This is a genomic window from Nonomuraea sp. NPDC049624, assembly GCF_040675255.1.
Lineage (GTDB): Bacteria > Actinomycetota > Actinomycetes > Streptosporangiales > Streptosporangiaceae > Nonomuraea.
Genome location: NZ_JBFAOR010000002.1, coordinates 999,718 through 1,020,982 on the forward strand (window position 1 = coordinate 999,718; position 21,265 = coordinate 1,020,982).

Here is a 21,265-nt window from a genome sequence, read left to right on the forward strand (position 1 = left end):
AGAATGGAAACAGGGTGGGGCTGACAGGGTATCTGTTCCTCGCCCGGCGACGCAGAGGAGGTCAGGTGTCGACACCGGTGCAGGCACCGGCGGGTCAGCAGCCCGCCGATTCAGCGGGTCGCCGTGCGATCTGGTTGTCCATCGCGGCGCTGGCCATGACGTTCATGCTGCCGCTCGCCGGCCTGGTCATGGCCCTGTTCGCGCTCATGTCGGGCATCCGCGCGCTGCCGCGGCTGCGCAGCGCCCACAAGCCCACCGGCACGGCCGTCGGCGGCATCACCATCTCCTCCATCGCGCTGGCCCTGTCGGCCATGGCCACGGGGATGCAGCTCTACCTGATGGACGAATACTCCGCCTACCAGGAGTGCATGAAGGGCGCGGGCACGGTCTCGGCCCAGGGCGAGTGCTTCACCCAGTTCAGGGACGCCGCGCAGCGCAAGCTGCCGCCCGACGTCCTCCAGCTGCTCGGGGCGATGCAGTCCTAGACACAGGGCCCGTGGCCCGCACGTCCCACCGGCATGAATCGTCTCAGGCGGCTCGGACCGGCGGCGGCAGCCCTCCTGCTGCTGGCGCCGTGCCGGACGGAGGCCGGGACGAAGGCGCGGCTGCCGCCGCGCGGCGTGCCCGCGTACGCGGCCGGACTGCGGGTCGCCGAGCTTCCTGCGTCGCCGTCCGTCAGGTTCTGGGTGACCTCGCCGGACCGGGCCGGCGTGCTGCTGGACGCCTCGACGCGGGCAGCCGGCCAGTGCGGGCGACAGCCGGAGGGCGTCGTGACGGGCAGCACGGTCCTCGATCTCGCGGAGCCCGGATGGCGCGCGGTGGAGGTGCTGGTCACCGAGCCGGGCAGCTCGGACAACGGCGACGTGGGGACGACGGCGACGGTGGTCGCGGCCTGCGGCGCGCTGCTGGCCGAGGTGTCGTGGTACTGGTCGATCGAGCAGGGCGCCAGGCTCGACCCGCACTGGGTGGGCCAGGGCGAGCAGGCGACGAGGTCCGTGCTCGCCGCGGTGGGCGGCGTCCCGGCGCGGCCCGCCGGCCCCGGCTAGTCGCGGTCCCAGGCGTAGGGGTCGACGTAGATGACGTGACCGCCGCGGTCGTCGGACTCGTCCACGATGTCCTTGCGCGGCGGGCGGGCCGGGCCGGCTGAGGGCTCGGCCGGGCGCGGGCGGGCCTGGGCCAGGGTCTCGGCCTCGGCGGAGGCGTGCTCGTCCTGCCAGTCGTCCCTGATGACCGGGATCTCCTGGGTGTCGGCTTCGGTGGCGTCCATCCAGTGGCCGGGCAGCGGGCGCGGGTCGGACTCGGCCAGGCCCACCTTGCTGGCCGCCTTGGCGATGGCCGCCCCCGCCTTGCGGACCGGCGCGGCGGCCTTGTCGAGCGGCGCGCGGGCCTTCTTGTTGAGCAGCAGCAGGTTGGCCACGCCCGCCGAGATGCCGGCCGCCACTCCCACCTCCAGGGCCACCGACAGGGCCACCTCCCAGGGGGACGGGCCGATCGCCGACAGCCGGCCGCCGCCGATGGGCCCGCCGGACAGCGCGGCCAGCAGGCCGGCGACCAGGCCGGTGCAGACGCCGGTCAGGAAGCCCCACAGGGGGGCGGCCTCGTACGAATGCGAGGGCGAGATGCGGGCCACGAACACGCCCGCCACCGCGCCCGCCGCGAACGGCAGCGCGATCACCGCCATCATCCACGCGGGCACGGGCCCGCTCTCGGGCAGCGCGCCCAGCAACGGCAGGCTCGGCACCGTGCCGAGCTCGACGCCGGTCGGGGCGACCAGCGTGTCCGCGCCGATGGCGAAGCCGGGGCCGGCGATGTAGGAGGAGGCCCAGATCACGGCGTTGAGCAGGTAGAGGAGCTGGAGCAGCAACAGCAGCACGCCGCCGACGAAGCCCGGCGCGAGCACGTTCGACAGCTCCCTGACCTGGCCGAAGTTCAGCACGACCGCGACCAGCACCAGCCCCAGCCCGCAGACCAGCAGCGCCGTGGTGGCGACCGCCGTGCCGACCGTGACGGCCCGCAGCCGCTCGGGCAGCAGCTTGAGCATGATCCGCCACGGGCCGATCATGCGCGCGGTGGCCAGCGAGCCCGCCAGGAAGGCCAGCACGAAGTGGCTGAGCAGCGCCTCGCCGATGAACGGCTGGGTGATCTCGTTGCGCGCCACCAGCGCGATCAGCCCGGCCAGCAGCGCGTACGGCGCCGCCAGCGAGACGCCCGCCTGGCCGACCAGCACGAGCTGCGCGCGGCGGCGGGCGTTGGCCTGCTCACGCGGGCTGTTCTTGGGCAGCCGGGCGGGCAGGCGCAGCCGCAGGTCGGCGTCGCGGGCCATCCAGCGGCCGGCGCGGTAGAGCAGGAAGGCGGGCAGCACCATCAGCCCGAGGGGCAGCAGCCCGACCCGGCCGCCGGGCATCGCGAACCCCGCGTGGTGCGCGGCCAGCCAGAGCTGCGCCGCCGCGCGGAACACGCCGGGCAGGCCAGCGCCGAGCGTGCCGCGCGGCGCGGCGATCCAGCCGACGAGGGTGAGCGTGGTGAGCACGGCCAGGCCGACGCCGAGCGTGCAGGCGGCGGCGAGCATGCCCGACACGGGTAGCGGCCGCCTCGACTCGTCGTCGTCGGTCGAGACCCCGGGGAGCTTGCCGAGCACCGACTTGGGGGCGGTACGCAACTGGTCGAGAATGGCCGTCACAGATGCGATTTTCTCAATCTTTCCCAACCATCGCTTGGTTGACGCGCCGCAGAGGGTCCACTTTGTCGCCCGTGAGACCCCCGCGAACGCGCCTCGCCCCCTTTCCCCGCCCTTTACGCACCGCCCCGGCGGCCTCCGGGACATGGAAAAGCCCCGCATGGCGGCGGCCAGACGGGGCTTTTCCATGCGTGACTAGCGGGACTGCATGATCTCGCGCATCAGGCGGGCCGTCTCGGAGGGGGTCTTGCCGACGCGGACGCCGACCTTCTCCAGGGCCTCCTTCTTGGCCTGGGCGGTGCCGGCCGAGCCGGAGACGATGGCGCCGGCGTGGCCCATCGTCTTGCCCTCGGGGGCGGTGAAGCCCGCGACGTAGGCCACGACCGGCTTGGTGACGTGCTGCTCGATGTAGGCCGCGGCCCGCTCCTCGGCGTCGCCGCCGATCTCACCGATCATCACGATCGCGTCGGTGTCGGGGTCGTCCTGGAAGGCCTGGAGCGCGTCGATGTGCGTGGTGCCGATGACCGGGTCGCCGCCGATGCCGACCGCGGTGGAGAAACCGAAGTCGCGCAGCTCGTACATGAGCTGGTAGGTCAGCGTGCCGGACTTCGAGACCAGGCCGATGCGGCCGGCGGTGGTGATGTCGGCGGGGATGATGCCGGCGTTGGACGCGCCGGGCGAGGCGATGCCGGGGCAGTTGGGCCCGATGATGCGGGTCTTGTTGCCCTTGGCCACCGCGTACGCCCAGAACTCGGTCGAGTCGTGGACCGGGATGCCCTCGGTGATCACGACGCAGAGCGGGATCTCGGCGTCGACGGCCTCCTTGACGGCGGCCTTGGTGTGGGCCGGCGGCACGAAGACGACCGACACGTCGGCGCCGGTCTGCTCCATGGCCTCCTTCACCGTGCCGAAGACGGGCAGGCCCTCGTGCGTGATGCCCGCCTTGCGGGCGTTGACGCCGCCGACGACCTTCGCGCCGGAGGCGAGCATGCGGCGGGTGTGCTTGGTGCCCTCACCGCCGGTCATGCCCTGAACAATGATCTTGCTGTTCTCGGTCAGCCAGATAGCCATGACTCACGCACCTACCGCAGCGAGCTCGGCGGCCCGCTTGGCCGCGTCGTCCATCGTGTCAACCAGCTCGACCCGCGGGAGCGCGGCGTCGGCCAGGATCTGCCGCCCGAGCTGGGCGTTGTTGCCGTCGAGGCGGACCACCAGCGGGTGCGTCACGGCCTCGCCGCGGCTCTCCAGCAGCTTGAACGCCGAGACGATGCCGTTGGCCACGGCGTCGCAGGCGGTGATGCCGCCGAAGACGTTCACGAAGATCGACTTGACGCTCGGGTCGGAGAGGATGATCTCCAGGCCCGCGGCCATGACCTCGGCCGAGGCGCCGCCGCCGATGTCGAGGAAGTTCGCCGGGGACGGCTTGCCGGGGAACGCCTCGCCCGCGTAGGCCACCACGTCGAGGGTGGACATGACCAGGCCGGCGCCGTTGCCGATGATGCCGACGTTGCCGTCGAGCTTGACGTAGTTGAGGTCCTTCTCCTTGGCCTTGGCCTCCAGAGGGTCCTCGGCGGCCTTGTCGGCCAGCGCCTCGTGGTCGGCCTGGCGGAAGCCGGCGTTCTCGTCGAGGGTGACCTTGCCGTCGAGGGCCTTCACCTGGCCGTCGGCCGACAGGATCATCGGGTTGACCTCGACCAGCGTGGCGTCCTCGTCGACGAAGCAGTGCCACAGCTTCTCGATGAGCTCGGCGGCGCCGTCGAGCGACTTCTCGGGCAGCCCGCCGGCCACCGCGATCTCGCGGGCCTTGGCGCGGTCGATGCCGTCGAGGGCCGAGACCGGCACCTTGGCGACCTTCTCCGGCGTGCTGTGGGCGACCTCTTCGATGTCCATGCCGCCGGCGGCGGAGCAGATCGCGAGGAAGGTGCGGTTGGCGCGGTCGAGCAGGAAGGAGAAGTAGTACTCCTCCGCGATCGCGCTGGCCTCCTCCACGAGCACCTTGTGGACCGTGTGGCCCTTGATGTCCATGCCGAGGATGGCGGTGGCCTTCTCGACGGCGTCGGCGGCGTCGTCGGCCACCTTCACGCCGCCGGCCTTGCCCCGACCGCCGGTCTTGACCTGGGCCTTGACGACAACGCGGCCGGTCAGCTCCTCAGCCGCCGCCCGCACCTCCTCCACGGTGTTGGCGACGATGCCGCGTGGCACCGGGATGCCGTAGTCAGCGAAGAGCTCCTTCGCCTGATGTTCGAACAGGTCCACGAGGGTCCGTCCTTGCTTATCCGACTGATGTTCGACGGCCCGGGCAACTGCGCTGACGGTCGCGTCCGCTCGCCGCTCGTGTCGGCTTCGTGCCTCGCTCTCTCACGGCGAGCTCCTACGCTCAGGGGTGCGTGCCGGGCGTTTCCGCCAGTGAAGCCTAGCCCCAAGCTTGACCTGCACAGGTCATCGGGGCACGGTTCTTCCGCTATGTGACGGTGATCTCACTTCACCATGTCCCTCCCTGCACCGAAAGTGCACCAATTTGCCGCCTTATGCGGTGTCTGTCGATATATGGTCGTGATCTTCAATTGGCAGGATTCCTGCTCCCCTCATTCTTGATCTGAAGGAATCGGATGAAGCGAATTATCGCGGGCCTGGCCCTGGCCTCCGCGGCGGCGCTCGTGACCGCGACCCCGGCCCAGGCCGCGCCCGCGGACCCGGCGAAGGCGCTGAAGAAGCAGTACGTCGCCGGGCACGGCGTACGGTTCACCGAGACGTCCCGCTCCTCGATGGACGGCAAGAGCACCGGCGCCACGAAGACGTCCGGCGTTCTGGAGTTCGGCAGGTCCGGAATCGTCGCCTCGGACGTACGTAATCACGGCATCGGCAAGAACGCCGACGTGTTCGCGTCGCTCATGCCGGCCCGGGTCATCACCGTGGGCAAGCACGTATATGCGCAGGGCGGCCTTTACAGCGAGGGCCTGCCCGAGGGCAGGAAGTGGGTCCGCTACCCCGACACCGGCATGCGGATCAGCACCTCCAACCAGATGCTGGACGTCTTCGAGCCCAAGGTGCTGAAGGCCCTCGTCTCCCACGCCGCGAGCACCAAGGGCGGCATCTACCGCGGCTCGGTCACGGTGAAGGAACTGGGCAAGATCTACGGCCAGAGCGTCAACAAGAAGGTCGCCAAGGTCAAGGTCTCGTACCTGCTCGCCGTGGACTCCAAGGGCCTGGTCACCAGGGTCGTCAGCGACTGGACCCTCGACTACGGCATCCTCGGCACCAGCCACAGCACGACCGAGACCCGCTTCACCGGCTGGGGCGTCAAGGTCAAGGTCAAGGCCCCGCCGGCCGACCAGGTGACCGACGTCGCCGACCTCGGCGACGACAGCACGATCCCGCAGAACATCCCGGACGGCTCACTCAACTCCCTGGGCAACGTCAGGTAGCCCCCCTCCTAAGGACCCCTCATGAAGCGAATGCTCGCGGCCGCGGTGACGGCCGCGGCACTCATCCCGGCCGTCCCCGCACAGGCGGCCACGGACCCGGTCGCCGCCCTGAAGCGGCAGTTCGCCCCGGGCCACGGGGTGACGATCTCCGAGACCGCGCGGACCGAGTCGAAGCGCCCGCGCGACGACGAGGTCACCCGCATGGCCGGCTCCGTGCAGTTCGGCGCGTCCGGGCCCGTCGCGGCCGACGTCGTGTTCAGGACGATCGGCGAGGACGACAGCCGGCAACGCTGGATCAGCGTCGGCGGCAAGGTCTACGTGCAGGCGGCCGGCCTGGCCGACGACATGCCCATGGGCCGGACGTGGGTGCTCATGGAGCACCTCAAGGGCAAGGTGATCACCTCGGCCCAGCCGGTCGACGTGCTGGCGCCCAAGACGGTCAAGGCCCTGCTCTCGCATGCCGCCGCCCCCGAGGACGGCCTCCGCCAGGGCGCGCTGACCCTCGCGCAGGCGCGCGGGGCCGGCGCGTACGAAGGCTTCCGCTACCGCCTGGGCCTGAACGCCCAGGCGTTGCCCGACCGCGTCGTCACCGGCCAGAACCTCGCGCCGGGCTCGCGGATCGTCGTCGAGACCCGGCTCTCGGGCTGGGGCGCGAAGGTCAGCGTCAAGGCGCCTCCGGTGGACGAGGTCATCACCTACAAGGACCTGATGGCCGAGAAGCGGGCCAGAGCCGAGAAGCTCCGCCAGGACATCCCCGACGGTTCCACCAGCTCGCTCGGCCTGTTCGACTGAGCCGCCGAGCTGTCGCCACAATCCCCCTCGAACCAAGGACACAACCGCACATGAAGCGAACCCTCACCGGCGTCGCGCTGGCGACGGCCGCCGCCCTGGTGGCCGCCACCCCCGCGCTGCTGGCGGCTCCGGCCCAGGCGGCCGCGCCCAAGAACCCCGTGACCGCCGTGAAGAAGCAGCTCGTCCCCGGCAAGGGAGTGAAGTTCAGCGAGCGCATCAGCGTCAGCGACGGTGTGCGCAGCGAGGTCTTCATCCGGCGCACGGGAACCTTCCAGTTCAGCAAGTCGGGCCTCGCCGCCTCGGACATCACCGCCAAGTTCGCCATCAACCTGTCCGACCTGGGCGAGGACGCGCCGGAGACGCTCAAGGCCCTGGCCACGCCCGAGCGCACGATCCGGATCGGCACCACGTCGTACCTGTCCGGCGGCATGTGGAGCAAGGTCCTGCCCGAGGGCGAGACCTGGTTCAAGGCCCCGCACGGCCCGACGGGCGGCCTCACCGGCACGTTCGGCCAGCCGGTGAACGTCGCCGAGCAGGCCACGCTCAAGACCCTGCTCAAGACCGCCAAGCCGGTGAGCGGCGGCTACGCCGGCAAGATCACCGTCCGCGACCTGCGGAAGATCTCGCCCTGGTACCGGTCGAGCGCGATCGACCCGAGCCCCAAGGCCAAGCAGCTGAAGAGCGTCATCAGCTGGAAGCTCACCGTGAACGCGGCCGGCCTGCCGGTGCGCCTGGTGGCCACGTTCCCGCAGACCGCGATCACCGGCTCGGGCTCCGCGAAGGACGGCGGCGTGCGGGTCGACACCCGGTTCACCGGCTGGGGCGACGCCGTGTCGATCAAGGCTCCGACGGGTGACGACGTCTCCAGCGAGTTCGAGAACGGCAAGGACGACATCTCCTCCCTCGACCTGCCGTTCGGCGTCAGCGTCGCCAAGTAGCACCCCGCCGCCGAGGCCCGCGCCTCTCCCGTCGCCGCTTGGCGGGAGGGGCGCGGCGCCCGGCGGGCGCGCGGGTCAGGCCAGGTCAGGCCAGGCGGGAGTCGCGCAGGGCGGCCCACTCCAGCGAGTGCCTGATGCCCTCCTCGACGGTGAACCTGGTCTCCCAGCCGAGCAGCCGCCGCGCCCGGTCGCTGCGCGTGTACGCCCCCGCCACGTCGCCGGGCCGGGCGGGCGCCTCGACCACGTCGATCGGCCGGTCGACGACCCGGTTGAACGCCTCGGCCAGCTCGCGGACCGTCGTGCCGGCGCCGGTGCCGAGGTTGATCACGTCGGCGTCCAGGGAGTCGAACCGGCGCAGCGCCGCCACGTGCGCGGCGGCCAGGTCCCAGACGTGGACGTAGTCGCGGATGCCCGTGCCGTCGCTCGTCGGGTAGTCGGTGCCGGTGATCGCGAACGGCACGCCGTCCTCGTACGCCTCGATCATCTTGCCCAGGGCGTGGCTGGGACGGCGCAGTTGCAGGCCCGTGCGCATGGCCGGGTCGGCGCCGATCGGGTTGAAGTAGCGCAGCGACAGGATGCGGATCGGGCGGGTGGCGGCGATGTCGGCGAACATGGCCTCGCAGACCGCCTTGGTCCGCGCGTACGGGCTCTGCGGGGCGAGCGGCGAGCTCTCGTCCACGGTGTGGTCCGCGCCGGCCTGGTAGATCGACGCGGACGAGCTGAAGATCATCCGCTCGCAGCCGTTGCGCAGCAGGTGGTCGGTGAGCTCCAGGCTCTTGGCGACGTTCGCGCGGTAGTAGCCGACCGGGTCCGCGACGGAGTCGGGCACGACGATCAGGGCCGCGCAGTGGACGACGGCCTCGATGTCGGGGTGCTCGGCGAAGATCTTGTCGACGAGGGCGCCGTCGTCGATGTCGCCCTCGTAGAAGACCCGTCCCTCGGCGAACTCCCTGCGGCCCGTCACGAGGCTGTCGAGGATCACGGGCTCGATGCCGGCGTCGAGGCACGCCGACCCGATCGTGCTGCCGATGTAGCCCGCCCCACCGGTAATCAATACGCGCATGCCCCGAACCCTACGGGGATGTCACGGGGCCGCGCGCCGTCTCGATGATCTTCGTGGGATCCGGCACGCGGGGACATCGTGCCGATCTCCGGCTGGTCATGTCGGCCCAGTCGTGCGACATTTCCTGGTATGGGCAGGGACGTGCCAGTCGTCGTGTTCAGCCGGGACGATCGCCGGAAATATCGGGAAAAGGTGCGTCGATGTCTCGACGTCTTCGCCCAGATGTTGCGCGAGTCGCGCTTCGAGTTCGACCGCCCCCAGGCCGGCCTGGAGATCGAGCTCAACATCGTGGACGCCCGCGGCGAGGCCGCCATGCGCAACGCCCAGGTGCTGGCCGCGATCGAGCAGCCGGACTGGGCCACCGAGCTGGGCCAGTTCAACATCGAGATCAACGTCGAGCCCAGGGAGCTGACCGGCGACGGCCCGCTGCACCTGGAGGCGGACGTACGAAGGCGGCTCAACCACGCCGAGGAGCGCGCCCGCTCCCAGGACGGGCACCTGGTGCTGGTCGGCATCCTGCCCACGCTGCGCGAGCAGGACATCAGCGAGGGCACCCTGTCGGCCAACCCGCGCTACCGCCTGCTCAACGAGCAGATCTTCGCCGCCCGCGGCGAGGATCTGCACCTGTGCATCGAGGGCGTGGAACGCCTCGACACCCACGCCGACAGCGTCGCGCCCGAGGCCGCGTGCACCAGCGTCCAGCTCCACCTCCAGGTGAGCCCGGAGGCGTTCGCGCCGCACTGGAACGCCGCCCAGGTCATCGCGGGCCCCCAGGTCGCCGTCGCGGCCAACTCCCCCTACCTGTTCGGCAAGGAACTGCACCGCGAGACCAGGATCGCGCTGTTCGAGCAGGCCACCGACACGCGTCCGGCCGAGCTGAAGACGCAGGGCGTGCGGCCGCGGGTGTGGTTCGGGGAACGCTGGATCACCAGCGTCTTCGACCTGTTCGAGGAGAACGTCAGCTATTACCCGGCGCTGCTCCCCCTGTGCGAGGAGGAGGACCCGCGGGCCGAGCTGGACCAGGGCCGCATCCCCCAGCTGCACGAGCTGACCCTGCACAACGGCACCATCTACCGCTGGAACCGGCCGGTCTACGCGGTCGTGGACGGCGTGCCGCACCTGCGCGTGGAGAACCGCGTCCTGCCCGCCGGGCCCACGGTGGCCGACATCGCCGCGAACGCCGCGTTCTACTACGGCCTGATGCGCGTGCTCCCGTCGGCCGAGCGGCCGATCTGGAGCCAGATGTCCTTCCGCACCGCCGAGGACAACCTCGCCGCCGCGGCCCGGCACGGCCTGGACGCCCGGCTGTACTGGCCGGGTCTGGGCGAGGTGCCGGCGGCCGAGCTGATCCTGCGCCGGCTGCTGCCCATGGCGCGCGAGGGCCTGGCCGCGTGGGGGGTGCACACGCCGGTCGCCGACCGGCTGCTCGGCATCATCGAGGGACGCTGCCTGACCGGGCGCACAGGCGCGACCTGGCAGGTCGAACGGGTGCGCGCGCAGGGCGGCGACCGCCACGAGGCGTTACGCGCCATGACGTTGGACTACATCGACCGCATGCACGGCAACGATCCGGTGCACACTTGGGACGTGTGAACCTCGTGCGACCCCGCCTCCTCGTCCTGGCCCTCGTCCTGCTGCTGGCCGGCTGCGGCCTCACCCGGCCCGCGTCCAGGGACGTCCAGGGGGCCGACACGTTCGAGGACGACATCCGGGCCGCGCGCACGCTCACCGAGTCGTTCTGGACGGAGTTCTTCGACCAGCAGGGGATGAGATATCGGCCTATCGCCGACTTCATCCCCTACTCCGGGAGTTCGGGGCCTTCCTGTGGGGGCGAGCCGTCCGTGCCGAACAACGCCTTCTACTGCCCCGAGGGCCACTTCATCGCCTACGACCAGGCCTGGATGGAGTCCCTGTGGAACGACATGGGCGACGGCTCGGTGTACGTGATCATCCCCCACGAGTTCGGGCACGCCGTCCAGGCCCAGCTCAGGACCGGCTTCGAGCTGAACGTCCAGGCCGAGCTGCAGGCCGACTGCTACGCCGGCGGGACGCTGGCGGCCCTGGTCGGCTCAGGCTCCCTGCGTGCCCAGCCCGGCGACGAGGACGAGCTCATGACCAGCCTGGAGGCCGCCGGCGACCCCACGGACGACTGGCTGAACCCCGCCGCCCACGGCACCGCCGAGCAACGCCAGGCCTCCTTCGCCGGCGGCTATGAGAACGGCGTCCGCGCCTGCTGAGGGTGTACGCGCGGGTCAGCCCAGAGGATGATGTGTCTGATCATGACCTGCCTCTACGGTGGGTGCATGCCACTGGAGGAGATCGGCTGGCTGCGCAGAGGCGCGTGCAGGTCCAGCGACCCTGACCTCTTCTTCCCGCTCGCGCCCTCACCGTTGCAGGAGGCCCGCGCGAAGGCGGTCTGCGCCCGCTGCCCGGTCATCGACGAGTGCCGCTCCTACGCCTTACGTGAGGGCGAGACGGAAGGCATCTGGGGCGGCCTCACCCCGCAGGAACGCCGCCGCACCCGCTTCCCCGCAGGCTGGCGCAACTCCGCCGCCTCCTGACCCCGCCCACCGACCACCCCGCCCCCACCGGACGCCGCCGTTCCGTGGTGCGACGTAGCCTGCAAGGGTGCTGTTGCGCTCGATCGCCGTCCTCACCGCCGCCAACGTCCTCAACAACAAGATCGCCCCCAGGCTCGCCCCCCTCACGTCCGCCGCCGCCACCGCCGCGCTCGTGGCCATGGCACGCCGGCACCAGGTGTCGTGGCGTGAGCTGGGGTTCGAGAAGGCGTCCCGCGGAGCGGCCGTCGGCGGCGTGCTGGCGACGGCGGTGGCCGCCGTCTATACCGTGGGCATCGCCGTGCCCCGCACCAGGCCGCTCTTCCACGACGAGCGCGCCCTGTCGCTCTCGCGTGCCCGCGCTCTGGAGGAGGCCCTGATCCAGGTCCCCCTGGGCACGGTCCTGCTGGAGGAGGTCGGGTTCCGCGGCGCGCTGCACGGCATGCTGGCCCGCCGGCACGGCCCGGCCGCCGCCACGGCGCTCTCCTCGGCCCTGTTCGGCCTCTGGCACATCCTCCCGGCGATCGACATGGCCCGCGCGAACCCGGCGCTCGGCGCGCTGACCGCGGGCGAGTCGCCCGGCCGGCTCGACGTCGCGCGGGTGGTGGCGGGCAGCGTGGTGTCGACGGCGGCGGCGGGGGTGCTCTTCTGCGAGCTCCGGCGCCGTGGCGGGCTGCTGGCGCCGTCGATGCTGCACCTGGCGACCAATTCGCTCGGTTACCTCTTCGCGCGGCTCTCCGCAACGACTGCGCGCGACGGCCAGGTAGAGACTTCTTCCAGCGGGGGATGAGGTTTCCACCTCGGCGGATGAGAATCCTTCCTCTCATCTTTGGAACGGTCCAGAGAATTCGCCTCGATGCCCTTACCTTCACCCGAGACGCGCATTGCGGGAGCTCACACCGGCTCTTCGCATGCGTACATCAAGATCAGGACTTCTGATATGCGATGGAGGTACGGAGGTGGTGCTGCATGCGTACGGTGATCGACATCGACACAGGTCTTCTGGAGCTGGCCCAACACGAGCTGGGGACATCGACCCTGAAGGAGACGGTGAACGCGGCCCTGTCGGAAGTCGCAGCAAGGGGCAAACGCCGCGAAGCCTTCGAATACTGGCGTACCCGGGACAATACGCATCTTCTGGATCCATGGATCATGAAGCATGCGTGGTGACCACCGGAGTGCTCTACCTGATCGACAAGAGCGCCCTGGCCCGCATGCCGCATCCAGCGGTCCACCGGGCCCTCGAACCGCTCATCCTCAACAGGACGCTCGCGGTCTGCGAGGTCACGCAACTGGAGGTGCTCTACAGCGCCCGTGACCTCAAGGGCCACCAGCGGGACGCCCGCTACCTGCGGGAGGGCTTCCGCCTGCTGTCCATCGCGCACAAGAAGGTCGGGCCGAGGGCCCTGGAGGTGCAGGCGATGCTCGCCGGAAGGTCGCGCCACCGGGCGGCCGGGTCGGGCGACCTGCTGATCGCCGCCTGTGCCGAGGTGCATCAGGCGACGATCCTGCACTACGACCGGGACTTCGACGTCATCTCCGAGGTCACCGGGCAGCCGGCGCTCTGGGTGGTGCCGCCCGGCTCGATCCCCTGAGCCGGGGGCCGAAAGGCCGGGGTCAGGCCGTGGGCACGATCTGGAAGCCCTCCGCGTAGTGGCCCTCGCCGAACCCGGCCTGCTCGGCCCAGGCGGCGAAGCGGCCACGGACGAAGTCGACGAAGCCCTCGACGTGGGCGACCTGGCTGACATGCGACTGCAAGGCCGCGAGCTTGCGGTCCATGACCGCGGTGACGTCCACCCAGTGGTTGGGGGTGGAGCCGCCGTTCAGCCAGACCTCCCTGACCGTCCACGCCTCCAGGCCCTCCTCGCGCAGCAGCTCGGGGAAGGCGTAGGGGTTGCGGGCGTCGGGGTAGACCGCGTCGAGCGCGGCCCCGCCCACGGCCCGGTGGTCGGGGTGGCTGGGGGCGACGAACTGGTAGTTGCGGTCGGGGTGGTGGGTGATGACCAGGTCGGGGCGTACCTGGCGGATCACCCGCGCGATGTCGCGCCGGAGGTCGAGCGAGGGCACCACCCGGCCGTCGGAGTAGCCGAGGAAGCGCACGTCCGTCACGCCGACGGCCTTGGCCGCGGCGAGCTGCTCGGTCCTGCGGAGCTCGGCCATGCCGGAGTTGTCCAGGGTGCGCTCGTTGCCGCCGGCGTCGCCGTCGGTGACGAGCAGGTACGTGACCTCCACGCCCCGCTCCACGAACAGCGCCACGCTTCCCGCCGCCGCGAAGTCGACGTCGTCGGGATGCGCGGTGACGACAAGTACCCGGTTGATCTCGGCTTCCGGCAGCATGGCTTCCCTTCCTGGACCCTGTACGGAGGACAACCGGCACCCCGCCGGAGTCATTCCGGGCGCCGTTTGTCGGTGGCGCGTCTTAACCTAGGTGGGTGCCGACCCAAGTCTCTGTTGACCACCCCTTGCTCGACGGCCTCAACCCCCAGCAGCGCGAGGCCGTGATCCATCATGGCAGCCCCCTGCTCATCGTGGCGGGGGCGGGGTCGGGGAAGACGCGGGTGCTCACCCACCGCATCGCCTACCTGCTGGCCGAGCGCAACGCCCATCCGGGCGAGATCCTGGCCATCACCTTCACCAACAAGGCCGCCCGCGAGATGAAGGAGCGCATCGACAAGCTCGTCGGGCCGCGTTCCAAGGCGATGTGGGTGATGACGTTCCACAGCGCCTGCATGCGCATCCTGCGGCGCGAGGCCAAGCGGCTGGGCTTCCCGTCCAGCTTCTCGATCTACGACCAGGCCGACTCGCAGCGGCTGATGGCGATGGTCTGCAGGGAGATGGAGCTCGACCCGAAGCGCTACCCGCCGCGTTCGTTCTCGGCGCAGGTCAGCAACTTCAAGAACGAGCTGGTCGACTACGAGACCGCGCTCGACCGGGCGGGCTCGCACCTGGAGAAGACGCTCGCGCAGGCGTACAAGGCCTATCAGCTCAAGCTGACCGAGGCCGGCGCGATGGACTTCGACGACATCATCATGAACACGGTGACGTTGTTCCAGCTCTTCCCCGAGGTGGCCGAGCACTACCGGATGCGGTTCAGGCACGTGCTGGTCGACGAGTACCAGGACACCAACCACGCCCAGTACATCCTGATCCGCGAGCTGGTCGGCCATCCCGAGGTGCGCACCGCCGACGGCGACGTCGTGCGTCCGGGCGCCGACATGTCCGAGTTGTGCGTGGTGGGCGACGCCGACCAGTCGATCTACGCCTTCCGCGGCGCGACGATCCGCAACATCCTGGAGTTCGAGCGCGACTACCCCGACGCCCGCACGATCCTGCTGGAGCAGAACTACCGCTCCACCCAGAACATCCTGGCCGCGGCCAACGCGGTGATCGCGCGCAACGAGGGCCGCAAGCCGAAGAACCTCTGGTCCGACCAGGGCGACGGCCCCAAGATCGTGGGCTACGTCGCCGACAACGAGCACGACGAGGCCATGTTCGTGGCCCAGGAGGTCGACCGGCTCAGCGACGAGGAGGGCGTCAAGCCGAGCGAGGTCGCGGTGTTCTACCGCACCAACGCCGCCTCCCGGGTGTTCGAGGAGATCTTCATCCGCACCGGGCTGCCGTACAAGGTGGTCGGGGGCGTGCGCTTCTACGAGCGCAAAGAGGTCAAGGACCTGCTGGCCTACCTGCGGGTGCTGGCCAACCCGGCCGACGTCGTGTCGATGCGGCGCATCCTCAACGTGCCCAAGCGCGGCATCGGCGAGCGGGCCGAGGCCATGATCGAGGCGCTGTCCTCGCGCGAGCGCATCTCGTTCTGGGACGCGCTGCGGCGGGCCGACGAGGCCTACGGCATGGCGACGCGCTCGCTCAACGCGGTGCGCGAGTTCGTGGCGATGCTGGAGGAGCTGATCGCCAAGGCCGAGGGCGTGCCGCCGTCGACGCTGGCCGAGGAGATCCTGGTGGCCACCGGCTACCGCGCCGAGCTGGAGGCCTCAGAAGACCCCCAGGACGAGTCCCGCCTGGAGAACCTCAACGAGCTGATCTCGGTGGCCTCGGAGTTCGAGGAGGCCAACCCCGAGGGCACGCTGGTGGAGTTCCTGGAGCAGGTGTCGCTGGTCGCCGACGCCGACCAGATCCCCGACGCCGACGGCGGGCAGGGCGTCGTCACGCTCATGACGTTGCACACGGCCAAGGGCCTGGAGTTCCCGGTCGTCTTCCTGACCGCGATGGAGGACGGCGTGTTCCCGCACGTCCGGTCGCTGGGCGAGCCGAAGGAGCTGGAGGAGGAGCGGCGGCTGGCCTACGTCGGCATCACCCGGGCGCAGAAGCGGCTCTACCTCACGCGGGCGGCGGTGCGCAGCTCGTGGGGGTCGCCGTCGTTCAATCCGGCCTCGCGGTTCGTCAACGAGGTGCCGGGGCAGCTCATCGACTGGCGTACCGACCCCGAGAAGTCGGCCTGGAGCGCGGCGACGCGGCGGGAACCGGCCGCGCGGCCGGCGCCCAGGAGCGGCGGCGGGTCGCGGCAGATGTTGTCGCTGACGCCCGGCGATCGGGTGACGCACGACAAGTGGGGGCTCGGCACGGTGGTGGCCGTGGACGGGATGGCGGAGAAGACCAAGGTCAAGATCGACTTCGGCGCCGACGGCGAGAAGACGCTGCTGCTGGCGTACGCCCCGCTGGAGAAGCTCTGACCCTGGGCGTCAACGGGCGCCCACCCTCGACGGAGGCCGGGCGCCCGACGACGGCACCTGGTTTGCGGTGTTCAGGAGCGGGCAGGGCGCTTGGCGGCGGCCCTGCCGGTCCGCTGCGGGGTCAGGGCTTGAGGGCGCTGCCCTGCTTCCACTGGGTCCAGTTGAGCTGCCAGTAGCTCCAGCCGTTGCGCCAGTCGAGCTTGCGCTTGGTCCCGGTGATCTTGACGACGTCACCCCGCTGGGCGATGCCGTAGAACCACTTGGCGCCCTGCGGCGTGGCGCGCACGCAGCCGTGGCTCTGGTTGGAGCGGCCGAGGTACTGGTAGTAGCCGGCGCTCTGGTGCACGTACTCGCCGCTGTCGGAGATGCGCACCGCCCAAGGGATCTCCTCCTTGTAGTAGCGCGGGTCCTTGGGGTCGGTCACCCCCATCCAGGACGACGTCATCGTCTCGACGGACTTCTTGCCCATGGTGAGGTGCGTGCCGCTGGTGGTGAGGTAGACGTCCACGCCGTTGCGCATCAGGCCGCCGCGGCCGGCGCTGATCGCGATCTTCTTGGCGATCTTGCCGTCCCGGTAGACCTTCATCTGGTGCCTGCGGGTGTCGACGACCGAGATGTTCGCGTTGCCGACCGCGAAGCGGCGGGTGACGTCCTTGGCCTTGTTGCCGGGCAGCTGGCTGAGGCGCGCGGTGAACAGCACCTTCTGGTGCGGCTTCCAGTACGTCTTCGTCCGGTAGATGACCTTGCGGGCCGACACCCAGCGCCAGGCGCCCTCGACCGGTTTGTCGGCCTGGACCTCCAGCAGCGCCTCCACGGCGGCCTTGTCCTTCACGTCCCGGTCGAACGTGACGATGATCGGGAAACCGACGCCGACTTTCTCCGCCGTCTCCGCCATGGGCGTGATGTCGGCGATGTCTAGCTTGACCTTCTTGGCCGGGGCCGCGACGTGGGCAGCCGCGGCGACGCCCACGGCGGCGGTCGTCCGGACCGCCGGGGCCTGCGAGGCTGGCACGCCTTCTGCCGAACAGGCCGCAGCCGAGACCAGTGCGACCATGGCAAGCAACCGGGGGACGCGATTCAAGGGGGTTACTCCTGGATTATGTGCTTCTCCTTCCATGTGTGACTACTGAGACGCCTGATTCGTCTACGGATCGCCGTAACGACCTTGTAACGGTCCAGAGAGCAGGGTCAGACGAGGCGGCGCGCGGTGGCCCAGCGGGACAGCTCGTGCCGGTTGGAGAGCTGGAGCTTGCGCAGCACGGACGACACGTGCGTCTCCACGGTCTTGACCGAGATGAACAGCTCCTTGGCGATCTCCTTGTACGCGTAGCCGCGGGCGATCAGCCGCAGCACCTCGCGCTCGCGCTGGGTCAGCGAGTCGAGCTCGGGATCGATCGAGGGCGCCTCGGAGGAGGCGAAGGCGTCGAGGACGAACCCGGCCAGCCGCGGCGAGAAGACCGCGTCGCCGTCGGCCACCCGGCGGATGGCGTCGGTGAGCTCCTTGCCGCTGATGTTCTTGGTGACGTAGCCGCGCGCGCCGCCCCGGATGACGCCGATGACGTCCTCGGCGGCGTCGGAGACCGACAGCGCGAGGAAGCGCACCTGCGAGCCCGTGCTGAGGACGCGGCGCAGCACCTCCTGGCCGCCGCCGCCGGGCATGTGCACGTCGAGCAGGACCACGTCGGGCTGGTGCTCGGCGATGGCCTTGACCGCCGTCTCGACGTCCTCCGCCTCGCCCACGACCTCGATCGAGTCGCCCAGCTCCGCGCGCACGCCGGATCTGAACAGCCGGTGGTCGTCGACGATCAACACGCGTGTCATTGCTTGTCCACCTTCATCGTCAGCATCACTTCCGTGCCCTCGCCGGGCTCGGTGCGGACCCTGGCCGTGCCGCCGTGACGTTCCATTCTCCCGATGATGGACTCCCTGATGCCCATTCTGTCGAGGGGCACCGCCTCAAGGTCGAAGCCCTTGCCGCGGTCCTTCACGAAGATGGTCACCTCCAAGCCCTCCACCTCCGCGTACACGGAGATGGCCGGGCTCTCAGAATATTTGGCCGCGTTGACCATCGCCTGCCTGGACGCCTTGAGCATCGCCGCCAGCTTGCCCTGCGCGTCGAGGTCGATGTCGCCGACGCAGACGACCTCGATGGGCACGCCGTGCGAGTCCTCCTCCTCGGCCGCGATCCGGCGGACGGCGGCGGCCACGGTGGCGTCGGCGTCCTGGGCGGGCTGGTAGAGCCAGTTGCGCAGCTCGCGCTCCTGGGAGCGGGCCAGCCGGGTGACCTCGCGGGGGTCGTGGGAGACGCGCTGGATGAGGGTGAGGGTGTGCAGCACCGAGTCGTGCACCATGGCGGCCACCTCGGCGCGCTCCTCCTGCCGGATGCGCTCGCGCCGTTCGAGCTGCAGCTCCTTCCACAGGCCGGCCAGCCAGGGCGCGGCGATGACCGCGATGCCGCCGACCACGACGACGGTGAACAGCAGACCGGGCCTGGCCTGGGCCAGCTCGCCCTGGGCGTACAGGAAACCGGCCGCGCCGATGACGACCAGCGTCACGCCGAGCAGTGTGCGCACCCGGTTGGTGCGGATGCTCTTGGTGGCGCCGCTGACCCAGTTCTTGCGGCGTTCGGGGTCGGCCTGCTGCCACAGGATGAGCGCGCCGATGCCGCCGACGGCGAACGGCAACATGCCGATCCCGCCCTTCGAGGCCCCGGTCAGCCAGCCGAAGGCGGCCAGCGCCACGCCGATCGCGCTGAACGCGGCGAGCTGGCTCCAGTCGCGCTGCGGCGGCGGCCCCTCGTACGGCTCCCGCGGAGTGATCATCCACAGCACGGCGTACGCCACCATGCCGACCCCGTCCACGACGCTGAGCAGCACGAACATCAGCCTGATCACGACGGGATCGAGGGAGAGCTGCGCCGCCAGCCCCTGGGCCACGCCGCCGAGCAGGCGGCCCTCCATGGGGCGGAGCATCCGGCGATAGGGTCGATCGCCGGCGGGCTCGGCAAGTGTCTTCTGGTCTGCCATAACATCGCCATCGTCACATGTCGCGGGCACTTCGGGCATCAGGGAACAACCCCCAGGGTCGAGTCAGGGGTCTCCCGGATGCGGCCACCCCGCCCGACGGTCCACGATGGTTCCATGACAGAAGCTCCGCCCAGGCAACCCGCCGCCCCGCCCCGGGAGCTGCGACGCAGCAGCGAGGGGCGCTTCCTCATGGGCGTCTGCGCCGGTCTCGGGCGGCACACCGGCATCGACCCCGTGGTGTTCCGCGTGGCGTTCGCCGTGCTCCTGCTCGGTTCGGGCATCGGGATCTTCCTGTACATCGCGGCGTTCCTGCTCATGAAGGAGCCCAACGGCGGGCCGGGCATCATCGAGCAGTGGACCCGCCGCGACCTCGACGCCGAGGCCGTGATGGCGCTGCTGACGGCGGTGCTCGGGTTCGGCCTCGCGCTCAACCTCGCGACCGTCTGGCTCGACACCGGCACGCTGGTGGTCGGCGTGCTGCTGGCCGTCTCGCTGCTGGCGGCCCACTCCAGAGGCGTCGACCTGCTGGGCCTGGCCCGCTCGATGCCCGAGCGGCTCGGTCGCCGGCGCTCCCCCGACGCGGAGCCGCCCGCGCCGCCCTACGCGCCGCCCGTGTCCACGCCTCGGGTGCGTCCCGCCGAACCCGGCTGGTCCGGCCTCGGCGACACCGTGACGGCTCACCCTGAATCCCCGGCCCCGGCCCCCAGGCCGACGGCCGCCGCGCACGCCGAGGCCGTGGCCGCGCGGCTGCGGGCGATGTCCGCCGGCCGGCAGGCCGAGACGCCGCGTACGGACCGGCCCGAAACCCCTGCGGCGGGACAGGCGGAGGCCGGCCGGACGGAGATGTCGAAGATCGAGGCCGCGCAGGCGTTGGAGGCCGCCGGCGCCGTGACGGCGGAGCACCAGCTCCCCGACGACGCGACCCGCCAGGCGCAGACGCCCGGCACGGAGACGCCCGGCACAGGGGTCCACGGCACGGAGGCCCCCGGCACAGGGACCCCTGACGCTGAGGCCGCGCAGCCGCGGCCGCAGGCTCAGGCGGCGTCGCGGCAGGAGCCGCCCGCCTACCGCCCTCAGCCCAGGACCGCGATCGACTACAGCGGCTACGGCGAGCCCTTCGCCCCGAAGGGCCCCTACCGCCCGCTCGACCCGGCCAGGCGGGCCGGCCAGTCGCCCTACGACCCCGCCCTGTACGGCCGCCCGGCCCCCGCCCCGGCACCGCAGAAACGACGCCCCGCGTCGTTCATCGGGGTCATCACCATCTTGCTCGCGATCATAGTGGGAGGGATCGTCGTGGCGGTCCAGGCCAGGTCGGCCGCGGGCGTGAGCCCGACCATCGTCGGCGGCGCGGTGCTCATCACCATCGGCGCCGGCCTGCTCATCGCCGCCTGGTGGGGCCGCGGCGCCGGTCTCGTCGCGGCGGGCACCACGGTCGCGCTGCTGATCGGCGTGGGGCTGATGCTGGGCGGCCTGCCGCGCAACTTCGGCGACTCCACCTGGTACCTGACCAAGCCCGCGGAGGCGGGCAAGGTCTACGACGTCGGCGTCGGCGACGGCCGGCTGGACCTGACGGAGCTGAAGGCGCTGCCGGGGACGAGCCTGACGTTCGACGCCCGGGTCTCCGTGGGCGAGCTGACGGTGATCGTGCCGCCGACGGCCAGGGTCGAGGTGCACGCGATGAACAAGGTCGGCGACATCAAGGTCGACCAGTCGATCAGGGGCGGCGTGGACGTCAAGTTCGACAAGGTGCTGGAGCCCGAGGTCGGGTCCGGGGACGAGGAGTTCACGATCGTGCTGAACCTGCGCGGCGGCCTCGGCGACATGGAGGTGCGGCGTGGCGCGTGACGTCGAGCGGGTCCGGCGCCTGCACCGGACCGACTGGATGGCCCTGCTGAGCGGCACGTTGTTCGTGGTGCTCGGCATCCTGGTGGTGACCCGCGTGCTCACGGACGCGCTGGTCGTGGTCGGGCTGACCGTGGTGGGGCTGGCCTTCGCGGGGGTGGTGGCGATCATCGCTCGGGTGGTCCGCGGCAAGTAACCCTTGACCGGGAAAAACACCGGCGTAGTTTCGGGTGTGTCCGCCTTTCCCCTGCTCCTG

Annotated in this window: 22 protein-coding genes; 14 read left to right on the forward strand and 8 right to left on the reverse strand. The window is 70.8% G+C overall.

Annotation, left to right across the window (positions count from 1 at the left end; translation table 11 throughout):
* Positions 1-65: 65 nt before the first annotated feature.
* Both AB0J76_RS10895 and AB0J76_RS10900 read left to right on the forward strand, forming a co-directional pair.
* On the forward strand, positions 66-485 hold the full coding sequence (locus AB0J76_RS10895) for a hypothetical protein (RefSeq protein WP_352323906.1): 420 nt from the start codon (positions 66-68) through the stop codon (positions 483-485).
* Positions 486-518: 33 nt separating this feature from the next.
* On the forward strand, positions 519-1,046 hold the full coding sequence (locus AB0J76_RS10900) for a hypothetical protein (RefSeq protein ID WP_352323904.1): 528 nt from the start codon (positions 519-521) through the stop codon (positions 1,044-1,046).
* Here the strand turns inward: AB0J76_RS10900 and AB0J76_RS10905 are convergent.
* The 3 genes from AB0J76_RS10905 to sucC all read right to left on the reverse strand — a co-directional run bounded on the left by AB0J76_RS10905 (position 1,043) and on the right by sucC (position 4,933).
* Positions 1,043-2,680, reverse strand: coding sequence for a DUF6350 family protein (locus AB0J76_RS10905; protein WP_352323903.1), 1,638 nt, complete (start codon positions 2,678-2,680; stop codon positions 1,043-1,045). The two genes, AB0J76_RS10900 and AB0J76_RS10905, sit on opposite strands and share 4 nt — an antisense overlap.
* Positions 2,681-2,872: 192 nt before the next feature.
* Positions 2,873-3,748: a succinate--CoA ligase subunit alpha gene (gene sucD, locus AB0J76_RS10910; RefSeq protein ID WP_125644468.1), complete on the reverse strand. Its 876-nt coding sequence runs from the start codon at positions 3,746-3,748 to the stop codon at positions 2,873-2,875.
* Positions 3,749-3,751: 3 nt separating this feature from the next.
* Positions 3,752-4,933, reverse strand: a complete 1,182-nt coding sequence (gene sucC / locus AB0J76_RS10915; protein WP_352323902.1) for an ADP-forming succinate--CoA ligase subunit beta — start codon at positions 4,931-4,933, stop codon at positions 3,752-3,754.
* Between the two features lie 353 nt (positions 4,934-5,286).
* Between sucC and AB0J76_RS10920 the strand changes: the two genes are divergently transcribed.
* From AB0J76_RS10920 to AB0J76_RS10930, 3 genes are read left to right on the forward strand one after another with little or no spacing between them, the layout of a single operon-like run.
* The gene (locus tag AB0J76_RS10920) at positions 5,287-6,102 is read left to right on the forward strand and encodes a hypothetical protein (protein WP_352323901.1); all 816 of its coding nucleotides are present in this window, start codon (positions 5,287-5,289) and stop codon (positions 6,100-6,102) included.
* 21 nt (positions 6,103-6,123) lie between these two features.
* Positions 6,124-6,894 (forward strand): hypothetical protein, encoded by a 771-nt coding sequence (locus tag AB0J76_RS10925; protein ID WP_352323900.1) that lies wholly within the window; start codon positions 6,124-6,126, stop codon positions 6,892-6,894.
* 50 nt (positions 6,895-6,944) lie between these two features.
* The gene (locus tag AB0J76_RS10930) at positions 6,945-7,832 is read left to right on the forward strand and encodes a hypothetical protein (protein ID WP_352323899.1); all 888 of its coding nucleotides are present in this window, start codon (positions 6,945-6,947) and stop codon (positions 7,830-7,832) included.
* Positions 7,833-7,917: 85 nt separating this feature from the next.
* Here the strand turns inward: AB0J76_RS10930 and galE are convergent, their stop codons facing one another.
* Entirely contained in the window at positions 7,918-8,895 is a 978-nt protein-coding gene (gene galE / locus AB0J76_RS10935) for a UDP-glucose 4-epimerase GalE (RefSeq protein WP_352323898.1), read from the reverse strand.
* A 192-nt stretch (positions 8,896-9,087) separates the two neighbouring features.
* Between galE and AB0J76_RS10940 the strand changes: the two genes are divergently transcribed.
* From AB0J76_RS10940 to AB0J76_RS10965, 6 genes are all read left to right on the forward strand, one after another.
* Positions 9,088-10,488 (forward strand): glutamate--cysteine ligase, encoded by a 1,401-nt coding sequence (locus tag AB0J76_RS10940; protein WP_352323897.1) that lies wholly within the window; start codon positions 9,088-9,090, stop codon positions 10,486-10,488.
* On the forward strand, positions 10,485-11,132 hold the full coding sequence (locus AB0J76_RS10945; protein ID WP_352323896.1) for a neutral zinc metallopeptidase: 648 nt from the start codon (positions 10,485-10,487) through the stop codon (positions 11,130-11,132). The genes AB0J76_RS10940 and AB0J76_RS10945 overlap by 4 nt, the downstream gene beginning before the upstream one ends.
* A 66-nt stretch (positions 11,133-11,198) precedes the next feature.
* Entirely contained in the window at positions 11,199-11,456 is a 258-nt protein-coding gene (locus AB0J76_RS10950) for a WhiB family transcriptional regulator (protein WP_352323895.1), read from the forward strand.
* Positions 11,457-11,523: 67 nt separating this feature from the next.
* Positions 11,524-12,243: a CPBP family intramembrane glutamic endopeptidase gene (locus AB0J76_RS10955; RefSeq protein WP_352323893.1), complete on the forward strand. Its 720-nt coding sequence runs from the start codon at positions 11,524-11,526 to the stop codon at positions 12,241-12,243.
* 179 nt (positions 12,244-12,422) lie between these two features.
* Positions 12,423-12,623 (forward strand): type II toxin-antitoxin system VapB family antitoxin, encoded by a 201-nt coding sequence (locus tag AB0J76_RS10960; RefSeq protein WP_352323892.1) that lies wholly within the window; start codon positions 12,423-12,425, stop codon positions 12,621-12,623.
* Positions 12,599-13,048 (forward strand): PIN domain-containing protein, encoded by a 450-nt coding sequence (locus AB0J76_RS10965; protein ID WP_352323891.1) that lies wholly within the window; start codon positions 12,599-12,601, stop codon positions 13,046-13,048. The genes AB0J76_RS10960 and AB0J76_RS10965 overlap by 25 nt, the downstream gene beginning before the upstream one ends.
* A 22-nt stretch (positions 13,049-13,070) precedes the next feature.
* On the opposite strand, the gene AB0J76_RS10970 is transcribed toward AB0J76_RS10965, so the two are convergent.
* Complete coding sequence (locus AB0J76_RS10970; RefSeq protein ID WP_352323889.1) at positions 13,071-13,790, reverse strand: PIG-L deacetylase family protein; 720 nt, start codon at positions 13,788-13,790, stop codon at positions 13,071-13,073.
* 125 nt (positions 13,791-13,915) lie between these two features.
* Between AB0J76_RS10970 and pcrA the strand changes: the two genes are divergently transcribed.
* A complete protein-coding gene (pcrA, locus tag AB0J76_RS10975) occupies positions 13,916-16,141 on the forward strand; it encodes a DNA helicase PcrA (protein WP_352323913.1) in 2,226 nt (741 codons plus the stop codon).
* Positions 16,142-16,262: 121 nt separating this feature from the next.
* On the opposite strand, the gene AB0J76_RS10980 is transcribed toward pcrA, so the two are convergent.
* From AB0J76_RS10980 to AB0J76_RS10990, 3 genes are all read right to left on the reverse strand, one after another.
* The gene (locus AB0J76_RS10980) at positions 16,263-17,153 is read right to left on the reverse strand and encodes a L,D-transpeptidase (protein WP_352323888.1); all 891 of its coding nucleotides are present in this window, start codon (positions 17,151-17,153) and stop codon (positions 16,263-16,265) included.
* A gap of 176 nt (positions 17,154-17,329) precedes the next feature.
* Complete coding sequence (locus tag AB0J76_RS10985) at positions 17,330-17,962, reverse strand: response regulator transcription factor (RefSeq protein WP_352323887.1); 633 nt, start codon at positions 17,960-17,962, stop codon at positions 17,330-17,332.
* A complete protein-coding gene (locus AB0J76_RS10990; RefSeq protein WP_352323886.1) occupies positions 17,959-19,167 on the reverse strand; it encodes a PspC domain-containing protein in 1,209 nt (402 codons plus the stop codon). Before AB0J76_RS10990 ends, AB0J76_RS10985 begins: the two co-directional genes overlap by 4 nt.
* A 114-nt stretch (positions 19,168-19,281) precedes the next feature.
* Between AB0J76_RS10990 and AB0J76_RS10995 the strand changes: the two genes are divergently transcribed.
* Together AB0J76_RS10995 and AB0J76_RS11000 are read left to right on the forward strand one after the other, a co-directional pair.
* On the forward strand, positions 19,282-21,012 hold the full coding sequence (locus AB0J76_RS10995; RefSeq protein ID WP_352323885.1) for a PspC domain-containing protein: 1,731 nt from the start codon (positions 19,282-19,284) through the stop codon (positions 21,010-21,012).
* Entirely contained in the window at positions 21,002-21,205 is a 204-nt protein-coding gene (locus tag AB0J76_RS11000; protein WP_352323884.1) for a hypothetical protein, read from the forward strand. Before AB0J76_RS10995 ends, AB0J76_RS11000 begins: the two co-directional genes overlap by 11 nt.
* Positions 21,206-21,265 lie beyond the last annotated feature (60 nt).